We start from the raw sequence: 22,279 nt of genomic DNA, 5'->3' as shown, positions 1-22,279 counted from the left end.
CGGATGATGGGCAATGCGCTCATCGTCGTCACCATTACCGCCGGCGCTCTGGTGGTCGGGTGGCTGATCGGCCGGATATTCCTGTGGACTGCGAAACATATCCGGCACGAGGTCTACCGGCAGGAAACGAAGCATCGCTGGCAATACGCGGTCAGCGCCGTCTCCGTCACCGCCGCACTGTACTTCGGACTGCCGCGCGCGGGAGTCCCGATAGCCCGTCATGGCCTGTTGCGCCACGCCCTGCTGATAGCGCTGATCATCAGCGTCGCCCGGCTGGTGTTCAAGACGCTGCAGGTCGCCGAAGAAGCGCTCTTCGAACATTTCCCGAGCGACGTGCCGGAGCACCGACGCGCCCGACGTGCGCGCACCCGGATACAGGTGCTCCGGCGACTCATGGCCACGGTCACCGCCGTGTTGACGGTCGGCGCGATCCTGATGACCATCCCGCAGGTCCGCCAGGTCGGGGCCACGCTGCTGACCTCCGCCGGGATTTTGGGCATCATCCTCAGCATCGCCGGCCAGACCACGCTCACACACGCGGCGGCCGGCCTTCAGGTCACCTTCTCCGACGCCCTTCGCATCGATGACATCGTCGTCGTGGACGGTGAGTGGGGACGCATCGAACAGATCCGACTCACCCACGTGGTCCTGCGGGCCTGGGACGACCGCCGGCTGATCCTGCCGACCATCTACTTCACCACGAAGTCCTACCAGAACTGGACCCGCTTCGAGACGCCGATCCTCGGCACCGTCGAGCTGCAACTGGACTACACCGCCGACCTGCGGGCCATGCGCGCCGAGACGCGACGCATCATCGAAAACTCCCCGTGCTGGGACCGCCTGCACTGGCAACTCCAGATGATCGAGACCTCCCCGCAGTCGACGACGATCCGCGTCACCGTCTCCGCCGGGGACGGTCCGAGCGCCTGGAACCTCCGCTGCGAACTGCGCGAGGGCCTCGTCCAGTACCTGCGTGACCAGCACCCGCAGTGGTTGCCGCGGATGCGCAACGCATACCAGCCGTGAGGATCGGCTCGGGCGCGATGAGCGCCCGGTGGAGCCCGTGTTCGAAGCCGGGTAGCGGTGGCGCGTTCGGTGGCCGACCAGCGTCTCCGTGACCAGCGTCGTGCTCAGGTAGGCCCACGCTGGTCAGCCCCGAGCCTCGGCTACGAAAGTCAGAGAATCCGCGTCACCTGCTCAGCGGCAACCCGGGAGGCGACCACCGCAGGGTCGAGGTTGGCGCAGAGCACGACCGACGCGCCGGCGGCCAGCGGCGCCAACAGCCACTTGACCGGATGCTCGTGCTCGGCCGCGTTCACGAGCAACCGGTCGCCCCCGCGCAGGTCAAACAATTCGGCGAGCGCCTGCGCCAGGCTCCCCCACTCCTGATAGCTGGTGCCGTCGACGCTCGCCGCGTCCGAACGACGGATCATCGCGTACGCCGGCAGGCTCTCTGTGTAGTCACGCACCTCGGCCATGTAGTCCCGGTATCCGTCCGGGACCTCGCACAGCCGAGCACCGGCCGGCGCGAGACCGAGGACGAAACGGTGATCTGCCTCGGGCACGTCCTCAAGCCAGTTGTCCAACCGGTTGCGGGCGACGAAGGTGGCGTCCAGCGGTGCGTCGGCGCCCGGGCCCAGTTCCGGCAAGCCGGCGGTCGCCGTCGAGCGGAATGACACCGCCACACCGGCCGACCAGGCGCCCAGCAGCACAGCTGCGGTCTGCCAGTGCGGCGGCAGCAGCACCGCCGCGCGGCTGCCGACGCCCAACCCGCAGCCCTCGTGCAGCAGCCCCGCGGTCCGCGCCGCCCAGCCACCCAGCTCCGTCGCGGACAGCTCGGTGCGCTCGCCGGTGGCGTCGTCGTAGTACGTGAGAAGTGGACGGTCAGGCTCAGCGACCGCGCCGCCGACGAACAGGGAAGGTACGCCGGCAGCAGCAGTTGCGTCCATCGAGAACCCCCGGAAAGCGGTGCATCGGTCGATGCCACCTTAACGACCGACGCCGGCGAGAAGACGCCGACCGGTCCGCACGGCAGCGACCGGCAAGCCATGTCACGTACGTGAAACGGGCGCGCCCTTGATCTTGAATGTCGTACCCATACGGCACGATATGCGCCATGAGTGGTTGACCCCTCCGCCGCTGCGGGTCGGTTCCCGCGTCGACTTCGTCGCGCACTTCCTCGGCCGACGGCTGGCCTACACGCCCGCCTGAGGTTCACCCCTGGCGCGGGCGTGCGAGAGTGTGGTCCGGGCTGAGCGGGGGTAGCGCGCGATCCCCCTTGAGCAGGGAAGGCAGTCCGCCGATGTTCAACACCGCACGCCTGCAGGTCGTACTGGAGATCGCCCGGCACGGCACCATCGTCGCCGCTGCCGAGCAGCTCCGGCTGAGCCCGTCGGCGGTCTCGCACCAGCTCGCCACGCTGGAGCAGGAGGCCGGCGTGGCGTTGGTGGACCGGGGGCCGCGCAGCCTGCGGCTCACGGTCGCGGGCCAGCGTCTCGCGGACTACGCGCAGCAGATCGCCGACCTGATGTCGGCCGCCCGCGACGAACTCTCCGCGCACGGCGAGGGGCGGCGGGGGTTACTGCGGATCGGGTTCTTCGCCACCGCTGGCACCGAGCTGCTCCCCCACGCGCTGTCGAGTTTCACCCGCGACCATCCGCAGGTCGAGTTGGCGCTGATCCTGGGGCAGCCGCACGAGCTGCTGCCCCGCCTCAACCAGGGTGAGCTCGACCTCGTGGTGGTCTTCGACCATCCGTTGAGTCCGGCGCCCGATCCGTCCTTCGCGAAGGTCTCGCCGCTGATGGTGGACCCGCAGCTGGTGGTGCTCCCCGCCGACCACCCGCTGAGCGGTCGGCGGCGGCTGCGCCTCGGGGACCTCGCGGACGAGCCGTGGATCACCACCCTCGGGGTGCAGGACGAGGTCTCGGTGCTGGAGCTGGCGGCGCGGGGAGAAGGTTTCCAGCCGAGGGTCCGGTGCCGCAGCGACCACTACGAGGTCGTGCTCGGCCTGGTCCGGGCCGGCGTCGGCGTCGCGCTGGTGCCGTCGCTCGGTCTGCGCAACCCCGGTGGCGTGGCCGTCCGGCAGCTCGCGCACGCCAACCTGCATCGGGAGATCGGCGTGGCGCTGCGGCCGGGCAATCCGAATCCGGTGGTGGGCAGCTTCGTCGACCGGCTGACCGACGCCGCGGAGTGGCTCAGTCAGGAGCTCTCCGAGCGGTGGGCTCCGGTGCCGGCGAGCCCGTCGACCACCGTCCCCCACCGCCGCAGCTCCGCCACGGCGGCCCGCTCAGCCCCGGACTCGAACGCCGCGATCACGGCGTAGACGACGGTGTGCCGGCCGAACACGATCCCGGCGTCGGCCCGTACCCCGGTGTCGGTGCCGGTCTTGTTCAGCACCAGAACACCGTCGGTCGACCACGGATCGTGGTCGATGGTGTCGGCGACGAGCGCGCGGTCGGTGTTGCCGGCGAGCCATTGCTGCAGCAACGCGCAGGCGGCCGGGCTCTGCCAGGTCCCGGCCGCCACGTCGGCGAGGAACGCGCAGAGCTCGCGGGCGGTGCCGGTCGCGAAGGTCGCCGGTACGTCGGGGCCACGGGCGGCCCGGATGCGGTCGTGCACCGTCGTGTGCAGCAGGCCGGCGCGGCGGGCGAGATCCCGCACGGCGTCCAGCGTCACCACGCGGAGCAGGGCGTTCGTGGCGGCGTTGTCGCTGACCGCGGCCACGGCCGTGGCCAGGTCGGCCACCGTGTACTGCCGGGGCGAGAGCAGGCCGAGCAGACCGGTGCCGCCGAGCTGGCGGTCAGCGCCGAGCAGCTCGATCGGCTGGTCGGCGGCGAGCGTGCCGTCGGTGAGCCGACGGGCCACCTCGCCGAGGAGCAGCACCTTGCCGACGCTGGCCAGCGGGAGGACCAGGTCGGGCTCGGTCGTGAGGGTGTGGCCGTCGTCCAGCCGCCGCACCATCACCCCGACCCGTACGCCCGCGGCTGTGCCGTTCACGGCCGATCCCGCCCGGCGGGCTCCCGATCCGGTACGGCCAGCACGCGCCCCGGTCGCGCGTCGGTGACGTCGTCGCCGTCCACGACGATCTCCCCCGCCACCACCACGCAGCGGACTCCGCGCGGTGCCGCCAGCGGATCGTCGTACGTGGCGCCGTCGGCGACCCGCTGCGGGTCGAAGACCACCAGGTCCGCGGCGTACCCGTCGGCGAGTAGGCCCCGGTCGCGCAGGCCGAAGCGGCGGGCGGGCATCGCGGTCATCTTGTGCACGGCTTCCGCCAGGCTCAGCAGACCCACGTCGCGGACGTAGTGGCCGAGCACCCGGGTGAAGCTCCCCGCCCAGCGCGGGTGGGGGCGGCCGGGCTTCGGTACGCCGTCGGAGCAGAGCATGGTGAGCGGGCTGGCCAGCACCCGGCGTACGTCGTCCTCGTGCATCGAGTGGCTGAGGATGGTGACGTCGCCGCGCTCGGCGACGAGCAGGGCGCAGGCGTAGTGGACCGGGTCGGTGCCCGCCGCGGCGGCGAGCTCGGCGATGGTGTGGCCCTGGACGTTCGGGCTGTTCGGCGCGGACGCCACCCTGATCAGGTCCCAGCCGCCGTTACCGACGGTGTTCTCCCAGCCCGGCACGCCGGCCACGATGTCGGCGCGGATCCGCTCGCGGACCGCGGGCTCGGCGATGGCGGCGAGCATCGCCGGCACCCCGTCGGCGATCACCCACGGGGGGAGCATCGCGTGCAGCGCGGTGCTGCCGGCGGTGTACGGGTAGACGTCGCAGGTGACGTCCAGCCCTTCGGCGCGTGCCCGGTCCAGCCGGGCCAGGGTGCGGACGGTGGCGCCCCAGGCACGTCGACCGGCCGTCTTGTGGTGCGAGACCTGCAGTGCCGACCCGGCCGCGGCGGCTATCTCGATCGCCTCTTCGAGCGCCGACTCCACCTGGGACATCTCGTCGCGCAGGTGCGTCACGTACGGCTTGCCGTGCGCGGCGGCCACCCGGGCCAGCGCGATGACCTCGTCGGTGCCCGCGTTGACGCCCGGTGAGTAGATCAGGCCGGTGGAGAGCCCGGCCGCGCCCGCGGCGAGCGCCCCGTCGAGCAGCTCGCCCATCCGCCGGATCTCGTCGGGGGTGGCCCGTCGCTGCGCGAAGCCGACGACCGCGGCGCGCAGCGTGCCGTGTCCCACCAGGGCGGCGAGGTGGTTGCGCCGGGCCACGCCCTGCGCGGCGGCGAACTCGGGGAAAGACGCGTACGACGCCGCCGGCGGGCCGAACGTGGCGGCGATCAGCTCCCCTACCGGGCCGCTGCGCTCGGGCGGGACCGGGAAGGGGCTGATCCCGCAGTTGCCGCAGATCTCGGTGGTGACGCCCTGCCGCAGCGGCGCCCCGCGCAACACCTCCCGCTGCGGGTCATCGCCAGCCAGCAGGTCGGAGTGCGTGTGTACGTCGATGAAGCCCGGCGTGACGACCAGACCCGCCGCGTCCACCACCTGGACGGCGGGGGTACGGCTCTGCGGCGGCAACAGCACCAGCCGCCCGTCCCGTACGCCCACGTCGGCGGCGCGGGCCGGCGAGCCGGTGCCGTCGAGCACGTCCCCGCCGGTGACCAGCAGGTCCAGCCGCGCCATCAGAGCACCTTGGACAGGAACGCGCGGGTACGGTCCTGGCGCGGCGCGGCGAGAACGTCCCGGGGCGCGCCCTCTTCGATGATCAGGCCTTCGTCCATGAAGACCAGGTGGTCGCCGACCTCGCGGGCGAAGCCCATCTCATGCGTCACCACGATCATCGTCATGCCGCTGGCCGCCAGGTCCTTCATCACCTCGAGCACCTCGCCGACGAGTTCGGGGTCGAGCGCCGAGGTCGGCTCGTCGAAGAGCATCAGCTTCGGTGACATCGCCAGGGACCGGGCGATGGCCACCCGCTGCTGCTGACCGCCGGAGAGCTGCGCCGGGTAGTGGTGCGCCCGGTCGGCGAGCCCGACCCGGTCGAGCAGGTCGCCGGCGCGCTTGCGGGCCTCGGCCGCCCCGACGCCCTTCACGGCGACCAGGCCCTCCATCACGTTCTCCAGCGCGGTGCGGTGCGGGAAGAGGTGGAACCGCTGGAACACCATGCCGATCGACTCGCGCTGCCGGCGCAGCCGGGCGTCCGGCAGTGGCCGCAGCCGCCCACCGCGCTCCTCGTAGCCGATCAGCTCGCCGTCGACGTACACCCGGCCGCCCTGCGGCTCCTCAAGGTGGTTCAGGCAACGCAGCAGGGTGGACTTGCCGGAGCCGGAGGGCCCGACCACGCAGACCACCTGGCCGTGCTCGATGACCAGATCAATGCCGCGGAGCACCTCGAGCCGGCCGAAGCTCTTGCGCAGCGCCCGGCACTGCACCATCGGCGCCGTCATCGCGCGGCCCCCGAGAACCGCAGGTTGCGGCCGATCCGTCCGCGCAGGGTGCCCGGCACGGTGGCCCCGAAGCCGCGGCTGAACCGGCGTTCCAGGAAGTACTGGCCGATGCTGGCGACCGTGGTGAGGACCAGGTACCAGATGGACGCGACGATGAGCAGGGCGATCACCTCGAAGTTCGTCAGGTAGAGCCGCTGGGCGACGGTGAGCAGGTCGGCGCCGGCGATGACCGAGACGAGCGAGGTGGTCTTCAGCATGGAGATGAACTGGTTGCCGGTCGGCGGGACGATGATCCGCATCGCCTGCGGCAGCACCACCCGCTTCATGATCTTCAGGCGGGACATGCCGAGCGCCGCGGCGGCCTCCTGCTGGCCGGGATCCACGGCCCGCAGACCCGCCCGGACGATCTCGCTCATGTAGGCGCCCTCGTTGATGCTGAGGCCGAGCAGCGCCGCGACAAAACCGGTGACGAGGACGTTGGTCTCCCAGGTCACCAGCTTCGGTCCACCGAACGGGACGCCCAGACCGATCTCCGGGAAGATCAGCGCGATGTTGAACCAGAAGATCAGCTGCACCAGCAGCGGCGTGCCGCGGAAGAACCAGACGTACGCCACGGCGCCGGTGCGCAGGATCCGGCTGTCGGAGACCTGCATCAGCGCGACGATCACGCCGAGCACCACACCGATGACCATCGAGGCGACGGTGAGCTGGATGGTGACCCAGAGCCCGTCCAGGATCACCTGGTCGAACTGGTAGGCGACGACGATGTCCCAGTGCAGGTTGGGGTTGACGGCGATGCTCCAGCCCAGCCAGACCAGGACCATCGCCATGACCCCGGCGGCGACCCAGCGTCCGGGCCGTACCGGATGACTGATCCGGTTCGTCTCCGGCGCGTCGGAGCCGGCGGGCCCGGCCGGAGCCGGGCCCGCCGCGGGCTTGTCCACCGATGTGCTCACTTCTGGTCGTTGACCGTGGCGGTCTTGACGCCGCTGCCCTGCACGCCCCACTTCTCGAGGAGCTTGGTGTAATCACCCGAGTCGATCAGCTCCTGGAGCGCCTTCTGCACGGCGTCGCGCAGACCGCTGTCCTTCTTGTCGATCGCGATGCCCCACGGGCCGGCCTCGTACTGCGCCTCCAGCACCTCGTACTTGCCGCTCTCCTGCGCGAGCAGCTTGGCCACCGGATAGTCGACGATGGTGGCGACGGCCCGTCCGGCGTCGATCTGCAGCAGGCCGGTGGGGGCGTCCTCGCTCTGCGAGATCGTCATCTTCTTGGCGCACGTGGTGTTCTGCTTCTCGCCGATGGCGAGGTTGGAGCTGCCCTTGGCGAGCACCACGGCCCGGCCGCAGAGGTCGGCCAGGTCCTTGACGCCGGCGGGGTTGCCCTTGGCCACCATGATCGCGCCACCGGCCTGGAAGTAGTCGACGAAGTCGACGACCTTACGGCGCTCCTCGGTGTCGCTCATCGAGGACATCGCCAGGTCCCAGCGGTCGGCCTGCAGACCCGGGATCAGGCCGGGGAAGCTGGCGTTGGTCATCTCCAGCTTCAGCCCGAGCCGCCCGGCGATCGCCGCGGCCAGCTCCGGGTCGACCCCGATCAGCTCCTGGGTGCCCTTCTTGTACATCTCCATCGGGGGGTAACCCTCGGCGGTGGCGACCCGGAGCACGCCCTTGGACTTCAGAGCGGCCGGCACCAGGTCGGCGGCCTTGGCGCCGGCGGCAGCCGAGGCGGACCCGCCGGACTGCGGCGCCTGACCGCTCGTGGAGCGGCCGCAGCCGGTGACGGCGAGCGAGAGTGCGGCGAGACCGACGACGACGCGAAGCGCATGCTTCCTGAGCACCGGAAACCTCCTGGTGGGACGACTGGCGGGACCCTATCGCGGGACCCGCCAGCATGAACAGCCTGAATGCTTCCGATGCTGAGCATCGCAACTACGCATGCTCTGATGCCGCGGGAGCGGTCCCGTGGTCGCGGGGCACCACCGAGCTGCGGGACACCCTGCCGGAGCGGCACAGGAGACGCGTACGGCGACTGCTGCGGCCGCACGCACCGCGGGCAGACGACGGCGACGCGGAACAGCTCACGCGGTCGGCTTCAGCGCGGTCGGCGACACCGCCTACCTGCTGCGAACCTGGCGTGCCCACCCGAACTGGCCGTCCGCTACGAAGCCATGATCCACATCGTCGCCGTCAACGGTTGGCTGCGAGCACTCGAAAGACGGCCATCGAATCGTCGACAGTTGATAGTGAAGCGCCGCTCACACCCCGCGTGACCAGCAATACAGACCCTAAAGGCGGAATTGCCACGAGATCACGATCTCGACATCCCAGGCACGTAGATAATGCAAATGGCCCGTGCAATGTCGCCGTCGCCGTGACTGTCGTGTCAGTTCGAAATCGTTAGGTCGTACTTTCGTGTCCCCGCTCACGCTGCTGGCTCTCACCGGCAACGTCCTGTCCACCGTCGCTGTTCTCCCCCACCTCACCCAGGCGATCCGCGAACGCCGCCCGAGCGGGTCCGCCTTCGGGTGGACCCTCGGAGCCCTCTGCGGCCTGCTCTGGCTCGCCTACGGCATCCTCACCGACAACATGATCGTCGGCGCACCCGGCTGGATCACTGTTCCCGTCGGCGCCGCACTGGCCCTCTGGTGCTGGAAGGATGAACGCTCTCCTGTCATGGCACTGGTCGCCCCGTCCTTGGCCTCGGCCCCGGCCGTCGCGCCCGCAAGACCCGTCGGGGTGACGACATCGCCGAAGCAGGCCACAATCCCGCTGCAGCCGACGACAACGACCTTGACGATGCCGAAGATCACCACACCCTGCACGCCCCCGCGACGGCAACTACGCCGAGCGCCAGCGCTCCGCTCCCGCGTCGCAGCAGGACGCGGTCAGTTCTGACACCGAGCGCCACAGCAACACGTAGCAGCCCCGGCATGTTCGTCGATGCCGGGGCTGCTACGCGCCGTCTTGAGCCGGGCCAGAGCATGTTGGGCGCGGGCACGGGATGTTTCGGTGTACGCCGTTGCGGTCCTGCTTCCACACCAGTACCTATTGACTATCGATAGGAGACGCGCGATAGTCGATCGGTGGTCACAGAGTATCGAGCGGTAGCCGCTCTCAGAGTCTTCCTCGTGTTGCTGTTCGGGATCTTGATCGTGTTCCAGACCCTCTCGCTCCCCGGACAGTTCGCGCACATGGCCGAGGAGTCCCCGGACCTTGCCTACCTCAGGTGGCCGATGACTGCCGTCTCGGTGTTCTGGGTGCTGTGTATTCAGGTGGTGATCGTGTCCACCTGGAAGTTGCTCACCCTGGTCAAGAACGACCGCATCTTCAGTGACGCCTCTTTGTCGTGGGTGAACGCGATCGTGTGGGCGATCGTCGCGGCCTGGGGGGTGCTGGTGGGCGTGTTTCTGTATTTCGGTTTCAGGGCGTCGGACCCCGGACTGCCGCTCCTGCTGTTCTTGATGGTGGTGGGCGTCACCGTGCTGGGGCTCCTGATGGTGGTGATGCGCGCACTGTTGCGACAGGCCACGACACTGCGGACCGACATGCAAGCGGTGATCTGATGCCGATCATCGTCCGCATCGACGTCGAGCTGGCCAAACGCAAGATGAGCGTCGGTGAATTCGCCGAGCGTGTCGGGCTCACACCGGCGAACGTGGCGGTGCTGAAGAACGGTCGTGCCAAAGCTGTTCGTTTCAGCACCCTGGAAGCCATGTGCCGGGTGCTCGACTGCCAGCCCGGTGACCTGCTCGAGTGGGTCGAGGAATGAACCGTCACGGCGCACCACGGCAGGCCGATGACTCGCCGGGCCTCCAGTTCCTGGGCGCCGTGCTCGTCGTCGGCGCGATTGCGTTCGGCGTGAGGATCGCCCGACGCAGCAGGTAGCAGTACACCCGCCAGAGCTCAGCCGCGCCGCCCGACCCGCGGTACGCGGCCGTACTGGTCCCGCCGTCGACGGCTTCGACTACCGTCCCGTGCCTCAATTCGACCCGCCGCAACCCGCTGCGCAACATCCGGGATGTAGTGCCTTCGTCGTGGCGCGAAGCCACTACATCCCGACTTAGCGCCATCTGGCGCCCGCCACCCTTCGCCCTAACGGTCCGGGGTGTCGGCGGGCGCCATCACACGCAGCGCGTTGGGGTCCAGGCCGATCCGGATCGGGCTCTCGCCGCACAACTCCCCGTCTACCTCCACGCGCGCCGGTCGGTCCGTTTCCAGCGACAGTTCGCGCACGGCGAGGAACGGCTCCTCGCCCAGCGTGCGACGATGCCCCGTCGCCGCGTTACGGGTCGTCTCACGCAGCAACTCCCGGCGCGTCGGGCCGCCCACCGGGTACGCGACCAGCAGCCGGTCGTCGGCGTCGCTGTCCGCCGTTATCGGCCGGCCGGCGTGGAAGCCGCCGTTCGCCACGTACAGCTGGTGGGTGACGAACTCGTGTTCGCGCCCGTCGGCGCGAACGGTGGCGCGCAGCGGCCGATGCCGGGTCAGCAGCGCCAGCGCGGTCATCGGGTACGCCAGCCGGCCGGTGGCCCGCTTGAGCCGCGGCGGCGTCCGGAGCATCACGTCGGCGGAGAGCCCGATGCCGACGTGATTGGTGAACCGCATCCCGCCGACCAGCCCGAGGTCAACGTCGATCACCTTGCCGTCGGCGAGGACCGCGACCGCCGCGTCCAGATCGAGCGGGATGCCGACCGTACGCGCGAAGTTGTTGGTGGTGCCCAGCGGCAGCAGGCCGAGCGCGATGTCGCGGTGGGCGAGCAGGCGCGCCGCCGTACTGATCGTGCCGTCGCCACCGCCGACGACCAGGAGATCCGGCCCGAGTCCGGCCGCCGCGGCGAGGCTGCGCTCGAGCTCGCCGGGCCGGTCGACCGGATACGTGCCGAGCAGTTTGAAGCCGGCCTCCGCCAGCAGCGACCGGGCCCGGTCGTAGAGGCGGCGGCCCCGGCGGGAACGGGCGTTGACGACGAGCGCCGCACGCCGCTCTCCTCGGACGGCCGTGGTCAACTCCTGCTTCGATCGCATAGGGGCAGACGCTATCGCCGAACGACCCCCGCGTGGACGGTTCAGGGACCCACCGAGAAGCGAGCGTCGCCGTCGCGGGAGATCCTGCCGCTGGTGACACCAACATGCAGCCCGTACCGCAGCAGCTTCTCGGCCGCCTCGGTGCGGCGCCGGTACCCGAGCAATTCGAGCGCGGCCCGCAGCAGCTGCTCCTCCCCCAGGTGCGGGCGCTGCGCCAACGCGTGGGTCAGCGCGTTGGCGACCTCCTCCGGCGGCACCTCCTCGAACTTCCGATCCGAACTGACCTGGGTGACCCGGTAGCCGCGCGAGGTATGCGGATCCACCCCGACGGGCCAGGCGAAAACGCCGATGTGGGGATGACGGTGGAGGGCGTCAGCGTCCACCAGCTTCAACACGAGTTCGCGGCGGTCCTCCCGCGTGCGCGCGAAGCCGAACCGGGCGAGCGCGAGCCGCGCGAGGCGGTGCTGCTCGATCGGCCCTTCGGCCACGATGATCTCGCGCAGGCTCTCCCGGACCATCGACTGGATCCGGCGGTCGCTACCGATCAGGTCGATGTCCGCCTGGGTGCCGATCGGCGTCGGCACGTACGGCACGAACGGGCTCGCCGTCGGACTGCCCGCCGGCGGAGCGAACGGCCGACGCTCGGCGCGGACGCCGGGTGCGTCGGATTGGACGGCAGGGGCCAGCGACGCGATCGGCGCGACAGGCGGCTCAACCGCCGTCACGCCCGACGTGTCATGGCGCTTTTCCGGCTCGGTACGCGCGGCCGGGACCTCGATACGCCGCGTCGGCGCCCCGGCGGCAGGCGCAGCAGCGGAGCGCTCCGTCGGCGTGTCTGCCGGCGCGACGGCAGGGAGCGTCTCCGTCGACGGTGGCGCCGCTGCCTCCGGCTCGTTGGCCGCGGCGACCGCCGCGTCGATCTGGTCCAGCACCGCCGAACGGTCGCGGATCCACGAGGGAAGCCAGAAGCGGACCATCGCCGGCCAGCCCATGATGGACCGGAGCAGGATCGGGGCCGAGTCGCGGTCGGCCACCGTCGGACGGCTGCCCCACTCCGGGCTGTCCAACATGACCGCGACCTGCCAGCGCGGGGACCCGACGGCGCGCACCGCGATGTCGACGGTGAAGTCCGACAGGCCGTGGGCGGTACGGACCTCATGCCCGCGCGCCCGGATCGCCCCGGCCACCTCGTCGCGGATCCGGCTCCGCCGCTCCGTCCGGTTGGTGGCCAGGTCCCCCAGCCGCTCGGCGCCGGCCGCGGCCATTTCGCAGTACGCCCGCAGGTGCTGCGTGCCGACCGCCGAGGTACGGGAGAGGTCGATGTCGGTCGGGTCGAACGAGGAGTAGAGGACGATCTGCCGACGGGCACGGGTGATCGCGACGTTGAGCCGTCGCTCGCCGCCGGTCTGGCTGAGCGGGCCGAAGTTCAGCGGCAGCTGGCCGGTCTCCGGGTTCGTGGAGAAGGCCAACGAGAAGAGGACGGCGTCGCGCTCATCGCCCTGCACGTTCTCCAGGTTCTTGACGAAGATCGGCTCCGCGACGGCACCGGACAGGTGCTCCCGGACCAGCGGGTCGGGGGTCTCCTCCAGCAGGTTGAGGATGAGGTCGCGCTGCTGGATGTTGAAGGTGACCACGCCGATCGACTGCGCGGCGGTGGCGGGGTCGTGCAGTCGTCGGCTGATCTCGTCGAGGATCGCGCGGGCCTCGACCTCGTTGGTGCGGCTGCCGCCGCGGTCGTACTGCCCGCTGACCCGCCGCCAGGTGATGCCGGCGGTGTCACCGGCGCCCGGCGACGGCAGGCTGGAGAGCTTGCTGTCGTAGTAGTAGCGGTTGGAGAAGGCGATCAGCGACTCGTCGTGGCTGCGGTAGTGCCAGGAGAGCCACCGCTGCGGCAGCCCCGATTCGACCGACTCGCTGAGGATGCTCTCCAGGTCCTCCGGGACCGGGGCGTCGCCCTCGTCCTGCTCCTCCGGCGCGTGGGTGGCCTGCATGATGCTGGTCGGCGGCATCTGCCGGGAGTCGCCGACCACGACCACCGCGCGACCGCGACCCATCGCCCCGACCGCCTCGGCGACCCGGATCTGGGACGCCTCGTCGAAGATGACCAGGTCGAAGCGTTGGCTGCCGGGGGCGAGGAAGTTCGCGGCCGAGGCCGGGCTGACCAGCACGCACGGGGTGAGCGCGAGCACGACGTCGGGGTAGAGCGCGAACAGTTCCCGGAACGACTTCCCGCCGCGCTTGCGGCGCAGTTCGGCGGCGAAGTCGGCGAAGCGGCCCCGGCGTTCGGTGGGGCTGAAGGGACGGCGACGTACCAGGACCGAGGGCAGGTGTTCCGGTAGCTCGGCACGGAGCTGACCGGCGGCGGCCTCGAACTGGGCGATCTCGTCGTCGTGCAGCTCCGGGTCGAAGTACTGGAGTCCGCCGGCGCGCAGCCGCTCGGCGAGGGAGGCAGCCGCGACGCCGCGCCGGTACGTCTCCTCGGCGAGCTGGGGATTGACCTCGCCGCGGAGCAGCTGGTCGCGGTATTCGTGCAGGCCGGCGGCGGCGAGCACGTCGGCGTGCGTCAGCACGGTCGCCCAGCGACGCAGCGGGAAAAGCTCCTCCGCGCGCAGGTCGTTCAGCCAGGTCGCGCCGTCGCGCTGCCAGGCGCCGAGCCAGTGCGACCCGCCCGCCCAGAGGCTCAGCTCCGGCGTGCCGCAGCGGAGCACACCCTGCCACGCGCGCCAGCCGGCGGCGGTCTGGTCCAACAGAGTGGCCTGAGCGTCGGTGAACCCGCGCTGGAACAGCTCCCACGCCGCGGGGTGCGCCGCCAGGAGGGTACGGCCGACGCCGGTCGCCTCCACCGCCCGCGCCAGCTGCGCCTCGGCCGTCGGATCGGTGGGACGCCAGCCACCGGGCAGGTAGAGCCCACCGATGGCGGCCAGCTGCTGGTGCAGGGCGGCGGCCTGGACCTGGGCGGCGAGCAGCCGACCGGTGAGCACCTCCACCTGCCCCGGGTCGACGGTCGCCCCCGGCTGCAGGTGCACGGAGAGGCGGTCGGCGATGCTCTGCCGGCGCTTGCGCTTGCCGAAGAGTCGCCTGCCCGCCTCCTGCGCCTCGGCGTGCCAGCCCGCCAGCTCGGCGAGAGCGAACAGGTCGGGTCGGAACGTCGCCAACTCGCCGGCGAAGCCGTGCCGGAACGCCGTCAGCTCCGCCTGGAGACGGTTCACCGCCTCGTCCCAACGCGGGTCCGACGCGCGCAGCATGCTGTCCCGGTCCGGCAGGAGGCCGCGGACGGCCAGCCAGGCGCCGGCCTGCAGCTCGCGGATCGCGTCCGGCGCGGCGAGCGTACGCATCAGGTCGACCAGCTCCGGTCGGGCCGCGAGGTCGGCGCGGACCCGTTCCAGCTCGGCCGCGACCTCGGTGACGGCGTCGGCGTGCAGACCGTCGAGATCGCGGCAGCCGCTGATCGCCCAGGGATGTTCGGGCCGGAGCCGGGCGGATCGGGCGGCGGCCGGGAACTCCTGCAGGGTGGTCTCGACGCGCGTGCGCTGCTCGGCCGGCGCGCCGAGATACGGCGCCGGGACGGGCGCGCTCGGCCCGTCGCCGTACGCGAGGACGTGCTCGTAGGCCGACCAGACCGACATGCCGGCGGCGTTGTCGGTGTGCACCTGCGCCGGATAGCCGGTCAGCGGCGCCAGCCGTGTGCGGTAGGCGGTCTCGACCGCGGTCCAGGTGCTGTCCCCGCCGCGTTCGTCCTGGTCGAGGGCGTCGCGGAGCTGTTGGCGGATCGCGTTGATGGACTGCTTGCGGCCGTGCAGATCGAGGGCGAAGGGTCCGAGGCCGATCTGCTTGAGGCGACGCTTGACCACGTCGAGCGCCGCCTGCTTCTCGGCGACGAAGAGTACGGAGCGTCCTGCGGTGACCGCGCGGGCGATCATGTTGGTGATGGTCTGGGACTTGCCGGTGCCGGGCGGTCCTTCCAGGACGAACGACTGGCCGCGCTCGGCCATGACGATGGCCTGCATCTGGGAGCCGTCGGCGGGGATCGGCAGGTGCAGCTGCGCCTCGTCGACGTGCAGGTCGTCCTCGCTGCCCGCGGGGTCGTCGAAGGAGGCCCCGGACGACTCCACGAGGTGCCGCACGACCGGGTTCTCCGAGAACGTCGACCAGTGGTCGGTGAGGTCCCGCCACATCTGGAAGGTGGAGAACTGCAGCAGCCGCAGGCTCGCCGTCTCGTCGATGCGGTAGTTGAGCCGGTTGTCGACGAGCCTCGTGTTGATCGCGGCGAGGGTCTTCGGGATGTCGATGCCGTGCTCGTCGAGGACGGGCTGCTCCAGCTCCGGGATGTGCACGCCGTGCTTGACCCGCAGCCACTCGATGAGGCAGTAGTTGGGATTGGCGGCCTCGGAGCCGTCGATGACGATCGCGTAGGGGCGTCGCCCGGTGCCGCCCTCGATGCGCACCGGCAGCAGGAAGAGCGGCGCGTACGCCTCTCCCCCGGTGGTCTTGGCGTGTACGAGGGTGCCGATGGTCAGGTACAGGTAGTTGCTGCCGGTCTCCTGCTCCATCGTGCGCGCCTCGCGCTGCAGCGACCGCATCGTGTTCGTGTAGCGCGCCTCGGTGACCGCGCCGTAGACCCGTCGGTCGGTGCGCAGCTCCCGGGTGAGCATCTCGGCGTCGAGGTCCTGCGCCCGTCGGGTGCCGGCCAGCTCGTGGACGTGGCTGATGTCGTCCTGCGGGATGATCTCCAGGTGCCGACCGTCGTGGATGAGGTCGTCCAGGAGCGCGAGCGCCCCGGCCGGCACGTGCAGCTCCAGCCCCCGGCCGCGCTTGGGGAGGTTGAGTAGCGGGTTGCGCAGGCTGAGATCGAGCAGCGACTTCTTCCACTGCTGCACCCGCGGCGGCGAGGAGTCGGACTGCTGCGGGGCCTCGTCGCCCTCGTCGGCGAGCTGACGCAGCTTGGCCAGCGCCACCCCGGCCGGCAGCTCGATGGAGCCGACGGCCTGCGTCGGCGGCTCGGCGTCGACCGGCGCGGCGGCGACCAGTTCGTCGGTCGAGGGCAGCGGCCGGATTCCGGAGCGGTGGGCCAGGTGTACGTCGACGACGCCCTGCAGCTTCTGGCCCTCGCCGCGGAAGTGGCCGAGGCCGGCCTGCACGGCCTCGGTGAAGGTGGCGGTCTGCGTGCCCGGCCCGATCCTGGTGAGCTCGACCGGCACCGCCCGGCCGGACTCGACCAGGGAGATGAGCAGGTTGGTCTCGGTCACCGCGGCGGAGCTGAGCCGCTCCTCCTCGAGCAGGAAGCCGCCGAAGGCGTGCCCCTCGGTGAGGAAGACGAGCGGGTGCAGCCCGGCGGCCTCCAGGCAGGCGGCGTAGGTGACCGACAGGTCGAGGCAGTTGCCGAGCCGGCCGTCCAGAACCGCTGCGGTGGTCCGTAGCTTCTGACCGGTCTGCTCGAAGGACGCCGGCAGGACCTGGTACGTGATGTCGAGTTGGCGCAGCGCCTCGTAGATCGCGCCGGCGATGTGGGCGGCGCGCTCCGCGCCGGCCTGGTAACCCTGCAGCGATCCCGATCCGGTCCGGGCCAGGAGAATCTGCGTTGCCGCGAGCAGGACGGCGTTCACGGCCCGGGTGTTGGGCTGCACGAAGGCGGCGAGCGAGTCGTAGAGGGCGGGACTGTTGAACCACTCGTTGTGGGCCAGGACCCGGGACGGGGCGACCAGGCGCAGGTCGGGCCGGCCGGCGCTCCGTGCGGTGAGCCGGTAGTCGACGGGAAACGCCTCGTCGGTGCGACCGAGCAGCCCACGGTCGGGGGTGAACTCCCGGAAATCGTCCCAGCTGGTGCTCGCGCCCGGCTGCAGCGCGGTGGTGAGCGTGCGCGTCCACGGCTCGGTGAGCGCGCCGTCGGGGCCGAGCAGCTCCAGCGTCAGCGACACCTCCGCCAGCGCGACGCCGCCGCGGTTGGTCAGCGCCAGGTGGCGCACCAGCGGCACCCGGTTGTGCACCAGGGCGGCATTGATGGCCGGCTGCACGAGCAACTCCAGGGCGAGCTGCCCGTCGTCGGTCGCGAACTGCTCGAAGACGCTGTCAGGCATGGCGCATTCTCCCAGGTAGCGGTGCGGGCGGCGCCAGCCTAGCCGCAGGGCCCGTCATTCCCTCCGCGCGCACGGTGGCCGATCTTGTCGGTCCCCGCGCCTAGGCTGCCGCCCCGTGAGCATGAACGGGAACTGGCTGCGGGTGACTCCGGCCGAGCTGACGCGTGCCAAGGACGACCTCGACTGGGCGCGGTCGCTCGCCGACGCCGCTATGGACGCCGAAGACGGTCGCCTCGACGGCACGGACAAGGCGTGGGACGCCTTCGACTTCCTGCTGCGGCGTCGCGGCGTCGACCTGGGGATCGTGCACGGCGCCGAGGCGTTCGTCGACACGCCCGACGAGGAGCCGGACGACGACGAGTGGCTCGAGGACCTGGAGCACGACTGGGGCTACGGCCCGCCCCGGTACCTCACTCCAGAGCAGGTGGCGGCAGCGTCGGAGGTGCTCAACGCCGTGACCGAGGAGGAGCTGAGCCGTGGCGTCGACCAGGCGGAGCTGGGGGCCGCCGACGTGTATCCGGCGGTCTGGGACCGGCCGGACCAGCTCGGCTGGGTGACGCACCACCTGCCGTACGCGCAGCGGTTCTTCGCCGCCGCCGCGAAGGAGGGCGACGCCATCATCTGCTGGCTCGACTAGATCCGCGGCCGGCAAGCTTGAGAGGATCATCGGGTGAGGACGACGTCCCGACGCCTGCCGTCGAACTGTACGAGCATGTAGGTGCGATGGCCGGCTGGCAGGCGCCCGTCGGTCTACATAGGGGCACCGTTCATGGGTGTCCACGTCGACGTGGCAGCGCTGCGCGGCCTACCGGCGCTGTTCGACCGGCTCGGCGATGACGAGCCTGTACCGTGCGGCCGTCCCGTCTGCGCCATTCGCCGACCGGGCGGAACCGCAAGACAGCCTCGGCGGGGTGCCCGACTACAGCAAGGACGATGCGTTCCAGTTCGAGCGCAGCTCTGGGACATGGCCAACCCGACGTCGCTGACGCGGGACGCCACGGCGGGGCGATTGACACTGACCGCCGTCAGGGCGTCCACTGGGCGTGAGGCCGCTTCCCGGTCCGACCCGACTCGCCGGATTCGCGCGGCCAGTCAGTCCCGGGAGAGAAACATGGACTCCTTGCCCGTCAAGCCACCGCAGGACGCCGTGACGATCCGCCGGCTGCGCCTCGGCATCGGGGCGGTGGGCATCGCGCTGCCGATCGTGCTGACCTTCGGCAATGCCCTGCTCACCGGCGAGCGCACCCTGCTCGACTCGATCAGCGCCTACTACTACACCGACATGCGGGACGTCTTCGTCGGCAGCATGTGCGCGATCGGCGTCTTCCTCATCTGCTACCGCTACGAGAGACTCGACGACCTGCTGAGCACGATCGCCGGGGTGCTGGCGATCGCGGTGGCGTTGTTCCCCGTCGCACCGACCGTTCCGCCCGGCACGCTCAGCTCGACCGACATCACCATCGGCCGGGTGCACCAGGTCTGCGCCGCGGCGCTGTTCGTGCTCCTCGCCATCTTCTGTATCTTCCTGTTCCCCAGAGCAAGATCGGCGAGGGCCCGCGCGATGCCGGAGAAGCGGGGGCCCCGCAACGCCATCTACTACGCCTGCGGCGGCATCATCCTCGGGGCCATCACGCTCGCCGTGGCGAGCAACGCGCTCCCGCAGCCCACCCGCGACACCCTCAAACCGCTGTTCTGGTGCGAGGTGGTCGCCGTGTTCGCCTTCGGCGCCGCGTGGCTGATCAAGGGCGAAGCGCTGTACAGGGACTCGCACCTAGGGATTCCGACCGGCAGTGGGCTGGTCCGCGGCGGGCCTCGGACCGGGGACTCGATCAGCCCGAGCGGGGCGCCGGCCGGGCCGTAGCGGCGCCGCTCCCCCATCACCGGACCAGCATCGATGGCACCTCCGTAGATGTCGCCCGAGGTGCTTCCCAACGCCATCCTCCGGTCCACGACGGCAACCAACTCGTGACCGAGGTGCCAGACACCACCGCAGGGAAATCACCCGGCTGTCGGACCGGGTGGGTCCGAGCAGGGCTGTTTGGTCGCGTAACCGGGGCCGCGTGTCGCCCGTAATCGGCCAAAACGATCGCGCAAAGCCGGCGTGTTCATCTTTGTGCGATGTTAATTTTGCCTCCAGTTCATCCCGATTGGCGCGTCAGCGGACAATGCAGACATTGCCCACAAACGCGCCGAAACTGCGCGGGCATCGCGGGGGAAGAGGAGTTGATGACAGGTACATCGAATGTCACCGCTGACGGTACGAGCGAGTCGGAATTCTCACCGCGGAACGGTCTCGCGGGGTCGCTGGCGAAGGGGATCCGGTGACGCTGAACCGCGACATCGACGCTCACCTCCCCAGCCTGGTGCCCGCGCAGCCATCCAACGCATCGTCGGGGCACGATGACCGGCGGCTGAGCATCCTGCGAATTCCGCCACGGTCCGAGAGCGACGCCGGAGTCGACAACGGTCGTCCCGAGCGACAGACCGTGAGCGTGGTCATCCCGACGCTCAACGAGGAGAAGAACATCGGCTGGGTGCTCGAGCGCATGCCGCCGATCGTCGACGAGGTGGTCCTCGTGGACGGGCACTCGTCGGACCGTACCGTCGAGGTCGCCCGCGCCATCCGTCCCGACATCGTGGTGCTGACCCAGAACTGCCGTGGCAAGGGCGACGCCGCACGGGTCGCGTTCGTCGCGGCGACCGGCGACCTGATCGTAATGATCGACGCCGACGGTAGCATGGATCCCGCCGAGATCCACCGCTTCGTCACCCCGCTGATGAACGGCTACGACTTCGTCAAGGGCTCCCGGTTCCTGGCCGGCGGCGGATCGACCGACCTCACCCTGCTGCGCCGGAGCGGGAACCAGATGCTGGTGCGGCTGACGAACAGCTTGTTCCTCGTCCACTTCACCGACCTGTGCTACGGCTTCTTGTCGTTTCGCCGCGACCGCCTGCCGGCGCTCGCCCTCACCGCGCACGGCTTCGAGATCGAGACCGAACTCGTGGTCCACGCCCTCAAGGCGAACCTGCGCATCGCGGAAGTGCCGAGCAACGAATTGCCGCGCCGCTGCGGCACCTCGAACCTGCACACCTTCCGCGACGGTCAGCGGGTGCTTCGGACCCTGATTCGTGAGCGCGTTGTCCGACGCCCGCGACCGGTGGTGGACCCGATCGACCACCGGGTGCTGCATCGGTGGCAGCCCCTGACAACCGAGCCGCCCCGTCCGGCGCTGAATGAGGTGACCCGCTCATGACGCGTCCGCCCCGGCGTGCCCGTATGACGCGCAGCGGCTCCGCGCGCCCCCTGCTGATCGGGGTGCTGTTCGGCGCCACATCCGTTCCCGGATGGCCCTCCACACCCGCCCGCGCCGCCTCTGGTGACATCGGCTTTGTCGGTCCGTCCACCTCCGGCGACGGCTCGGCGGCGACGGGTGAGAAACGCGCCGGCACCTCGTCCTCGGCACCCCTGATCATTCTCCTCGCCCGGGACCCCGCGACCCGCGACTGGTCCAGCTACCACGTCACGACCACGAAGCAGGAGGTCACCACCACCGGCATGATGGTCACCGCCAGCAACGACGCCAGGCAGCGCTACTGGCACGCCGACCTCCCGCAGGGGTCGTCGTGAGCACGGACAGCAGCCTGGACCGGCGCGACGCGCGCGTACCCGACGACCCGCCACCGCTGCGGGTCACGAGTCCCGCCCCGGTCGACGCGTGGGAGCAGGTGCTCACCTCCGCGCCCACGGCCCTGCCCAGCCAGACCCCCGAATGGCTCGACTGCGTGTGCGCGGTCGACGGATACGAGAACGCGTCGCGGCTCTACCTGACCGCCGACGGCCGTCGCTTGGTACTGCCGCTGGTACGACGCACGCTGGTCGGCCCGTTGGCCGCCACCGAATCCTCGTTGCCGGTCGGTTGGGGGACGGCCGGTCTGCTCGGGGAGGGGGGAGTCGTGCGGCCGGAGGACGCCTGTATGGTCCTCGCCGACCTCGCGCGGAAGCCCGCCCTGAGCGTCCTGCTGCGTCCCAACCCGGCCACCGCGGCGGCATGGCAGCAGGCCTGCCCGCCTGGCGTGCGACGCCAGCCACTGATGGCACAGACCCTCTCCCTGGCCGGCGGCTTCGAGGAGGTGTGGCGGACCCGGTTCCGCAGCAACGCCCGCAACCGGGTGCGCCGCGCCGAACGTGCGAACGTGGTCGTCCAGCGCGATGACGTCGGACGGCTCATCCCCGTCGTGCAGCAGCTCTACGCGACCTCGGTGGACCGGTGGGCCCGCCGGGACGGCGTACCCCTGGCACTTGCCCGGTGGCGGGCGGCGCGGAGGGAGCCGCCACACAAGCTGCCTACTGTCGCAGAGCGCCTCGGCCCACGCTGTCGGGTGTACGTGGCCTCCGTCGACGGGCGGCCGGCCGCGGCGATCGTCATCCTGCTCCGCGCGACCGTGGCCTGGCTGTGGCGCGGCGCGATGGACGAGGAACTCGCCGGGCGGACCTTCGCCAACTACCTGCTGCACCGCACCGCCATCGAGGACTCGGCCCGGGACGGCTACACCGCCTACCACCTGGGCGACTCCTCCCCCGGCTCCCCGCTCGCGCTTTTCAAGAGCCGGTTCGGCGCGGTGGAAGAGCACTACGCCAGCTACCGCCTCGAACGGCTTCCGATCGGCTCGCTCGCCGAGCGCGCTCGTCGTCGGGTCGGCGCGACCCTGCAGCACATGCGGGGGCAGCAGCCGCGATGAGAAGCGAGGACACGACCGTGCCGACGACAACGGCGGTAGCGGACGCACCGCAGCGGCCAGCG

Annotated in this window: 17 protein-coding genes and 1 pseudogene; 10 read left to right on the top strand and 8 right to left on the bottom strand. The window is 70.8% G+C overall.

The window, feature by feature from the left end:
* The first annotated feature begins 6 nt into the window (after positions 1–6).
* Positions 7–1,026: a mechanosensitive ion channel domain-containing protein gene (locus tag AB0J06_RS16965; RefSeq protein ID WP_357429414.1), complete on the top strand. Its 1,020-nt coding sequence runs from the start codon at positions 7–9 to the stop codon at positions 1,024–1,026.
* 149 nt (positions 1,027–1,175) lie between these two features.
* On the opposite strand, the gene AB0J06_RS16960 is transcribed toward AB0J06_RS16965, so the two are convergent.
* The gene (locus tag AB0J06_RS16960; RefSeq protein ID WP_357429412.1) at positions 1,176–1,949 is read right to left on the bottom strand and encodes a TIGR03089 family protein; all 774 of its coding nucleotides are present in this window, start codon (positions 1,947–1,949) and stop codon (positions 1,176–1,178) included.
* Positions 1,950–2,302: 353 nt separating this feature from the next.
* Between AB0J06_RS16960 and AB0J06_RS16955 the strand changes: the two genes are divergently transcribed.
* On the top strand, positions 2,303–3,322 hold the full coding sequence (locus tag AB0J06_RS16955) for a LysR substrate-binding domain-containing protein (RefSeq protein WP_357429410.1): 1,020 nt from the start codon (positions 2,303–2,305) through the stop codon (positions 3,320–3,322).
* Between the two features lie 47 nt (positions 3,323–3,369).
* On the opposite strand, the pseudogene AB0J06_RS16950 reads toward AB0J06_RS16955, so the two are convergent.
* From AB0J06_RS16950 to AB0J06_RS16930, 5 genes and pseudogenes are all read right to left on the bottom strand, one after another.
* Positions 3,370–3,960, bottom strand: a pseudogene (locus AB0J06_RS16950) (serine hydrolase); the annotation flags it as partial.
* A 32-nt stretch (positions 3,961–3,992) separates the two neighbouring features.
* Positions 3,993–5,615: a D-aminoacylase gene (locus AB0J06_RS16945; RefSeq protein ID WP_357429408.1), complete on the bottom strand. Its 1,623-nt coding sequence runs from the start codon at positions 5,613–5,615 to the stop codon at positions 3,993–3,995.
* Positions 5,615–6,379 (bottom strand): amino acid ABC transporter ATP-binding protein, encoded by a 765-nt coding sequence (locus tag AB0J06_RS16940; RefSeq protein WP_357429406.1) that lies wholly within the window; start codon positions 6,377–6,379, stop codon positions 5,615–5,617. Before AB0J06_RS16940 ends, AB0J06_RS16945 begins: the two co-directional genes overlap by 1 nt.
* Complete coding sequence (locus AB0J06_RS16935) at positions 6,376–7,335, bottom strand: amino acid ABC transporter permease (RefSeq protein ID WP_357429403.1); 960 nt, start codon at positions 7,333–7,335, stop codon at positions 6,376–6,378. Before AB0J06_RS16935 ends, AB0J06_RS16940 begins: the two co-directional genes overlap by 4 nt.
* Positions 7,332–8,219, bottom strand: coding sequence for an ABC transporter substrate-binding protein (locus AB0J06_RS16930; RefSeq protein WP_357429401.1), 888 nt, complete (start codon positions 8,217–8,219; stop codon positions 7,332–7,334). Before AB0J06_RS16930 ends, AB0J06_RS16935 begins: the two co-directional genes overlap by 4 nt.
* 574 nt (positions 8,220–8,793) lie before the next feature.
* Between AB0J06_RS16930 and AB0J06_RS16925 the strand changes: the two genes are divergently transcribed.
* From AB0J06_RS16925 to AB0J06_RS16915, 3 genes are all read left to right on the top strand, one after another.
* Positions 8,794–9,276 (top strand): hypothetical protein, encoded by a 483-nt coding sequence (locus AB0J06_RS16925; protein ID WP_357429399.1) that lies wholly within the window; start codon positions 8,794–8,796, stop codon positions 9,274–9,276.
* A gap of 233 nt (positions 9,277–9,509) precedes the next feature.
* Positions 9,510–9,944, top strand: coding sequence for a DUF2975 domain-containing protein (locus AB0J06_RS16920; RefSeq protein WP_357429397.1), 435 nt, complete (start codon positions 9,510–9,512; stop codon positions 9,942–9,944).
* A complete protein-coding gene (locus AB0J06_RS16915; RefSeq protein ID WP_357429395.1) occupies positions 9,944–10,150 on the top strand; it encodes a helix-turn-helix transcriptional regulator in 207 nt (68 codons plus the stop codon). The genes AB0J06_RS16920 and AB0J06_RS16915 overlap by 1 nt, the downstream gene beginning before the upstream one ends.
* A 323-nt stretch (positions 10,151–10,473) precedes the next feature.
* Here the strand turns inward: AB0J06_RS16915 and AB0J06_RS16910 are convergent, their stop codons facing one another.
* Both AB0J06_RS16910 and AB0J06_RS16905 read right to left on the bottom strand, forming a co-directional pair.
* Positions 10,474–11,403 carry a YegS/Rv2252/BmrU family lipid kinase gene (locus AB0J06_RS16910; protein ID WP_357429393.1) on the bottom strand — a complete coding sequence of 310 codons (930 nt, stop codon included), beginning with the start codon at positions 11,401–11,403 and terminating at the stop codon, positions 10,474–10,476.
* 41 nt (positions 11,404–11,444) lie between these two features.
* A complete protein-coding gene (locus AB0J06_RS16905; protein WP_357429391.1) occupies positions 11,445–17,477 on the bottom strand; it encodes a DUF4011 domain-containing protein in 6,033 nt (2,010 codons plus the stop codon).
* Positions 17,478–17,598: 121 nt separating this feature from the next.
* Here AB0J06_RS16905 and AB0J06_RS16900 point away from each other — a divergent pair, with 121 nt between their 5' ends.
* From AB0J06_RS16900 to AB0J06_RS16880, 5 genes are all read left to right on the top strand, one after another.
* A complete protein-coding gene (locus tag AB0J06_RS16900) occupies positions 17,599–18,114 on the top strand; it encodes a YfbM family protein (protein WP_357429428.1) in 516 nt (171 codons plus the stop codon).
* A 474-nt stretch (positions 18,115–18,588) separates the two neighbouring features.
* Positions 18,589–19,338 carry a DUF998 domain-containing protein gene (locus AB0J06_RS16895; RefSeq protein ID WP_357429389.1) on the top strand — a complete coding sequence of 250 codons (750 nt, stop codon included), beginning with the start codon at positions 18,589–18,591 and terminating at the stop codon, positions 19,336–19,338.
* A gap of 460 nt (positions 19,339–19,798) precedes the next feature.
* On the top strand, positions 19,799–20,731 hold the full coding sequence (locus AB0J06_RS16890; protein ID WP_357429386.1) for a glycosyltransferase family 2 protein: 933 nt from the start codon (positions 19,799–19,801) through the stop codon (positions 20,729–20,731).
* Entirely contained in the window at positions 20,728–21,105 is a 378-nt protein-coding gene (locus AB0J06_RS16885; RefSeq protein ID WP_357429384.1) for a hypothetical protein, read from the top strand. Before AB0J06_RS16890 ends, AB0J06_RS16885 begins: the two co-directional genes overlap by 4 nt.
* The gene (locus AB0J06_RS16880) at positions 21,102–22,217 is read left to right on the top strand and encodes a GNAT family N-acetyltransferase (RefSeq protein ID WP_357429382.1); all 1,116 of its coding nucleotides are present in this window, start codon (positions 21,102–21,104) and stop codon (positions 22,215–22,217) included. Before AB0J06_RS16885 ends, AB0J06_RS16880 begins: the two co-directional genes overlap by 4 nt.
* The last annotated feature ends 62 nt before the right edge of the window (positions 22,218–22,279 follow it).

Origin of the sequence: Micromonospora sp. NPDC049679 (genome assembly GCF_040659735.1) — a bacterium.
In the GTDB taxonomy this organism is placed as follows: Bacteria; Actinomycetota; Actinomycetes; order Mycobacteriales; family Micromonosporaceae; genus Micromonospora_I.
This window is presented reverse-complemented; position numbering and strand designations above follow the sequence as displayed.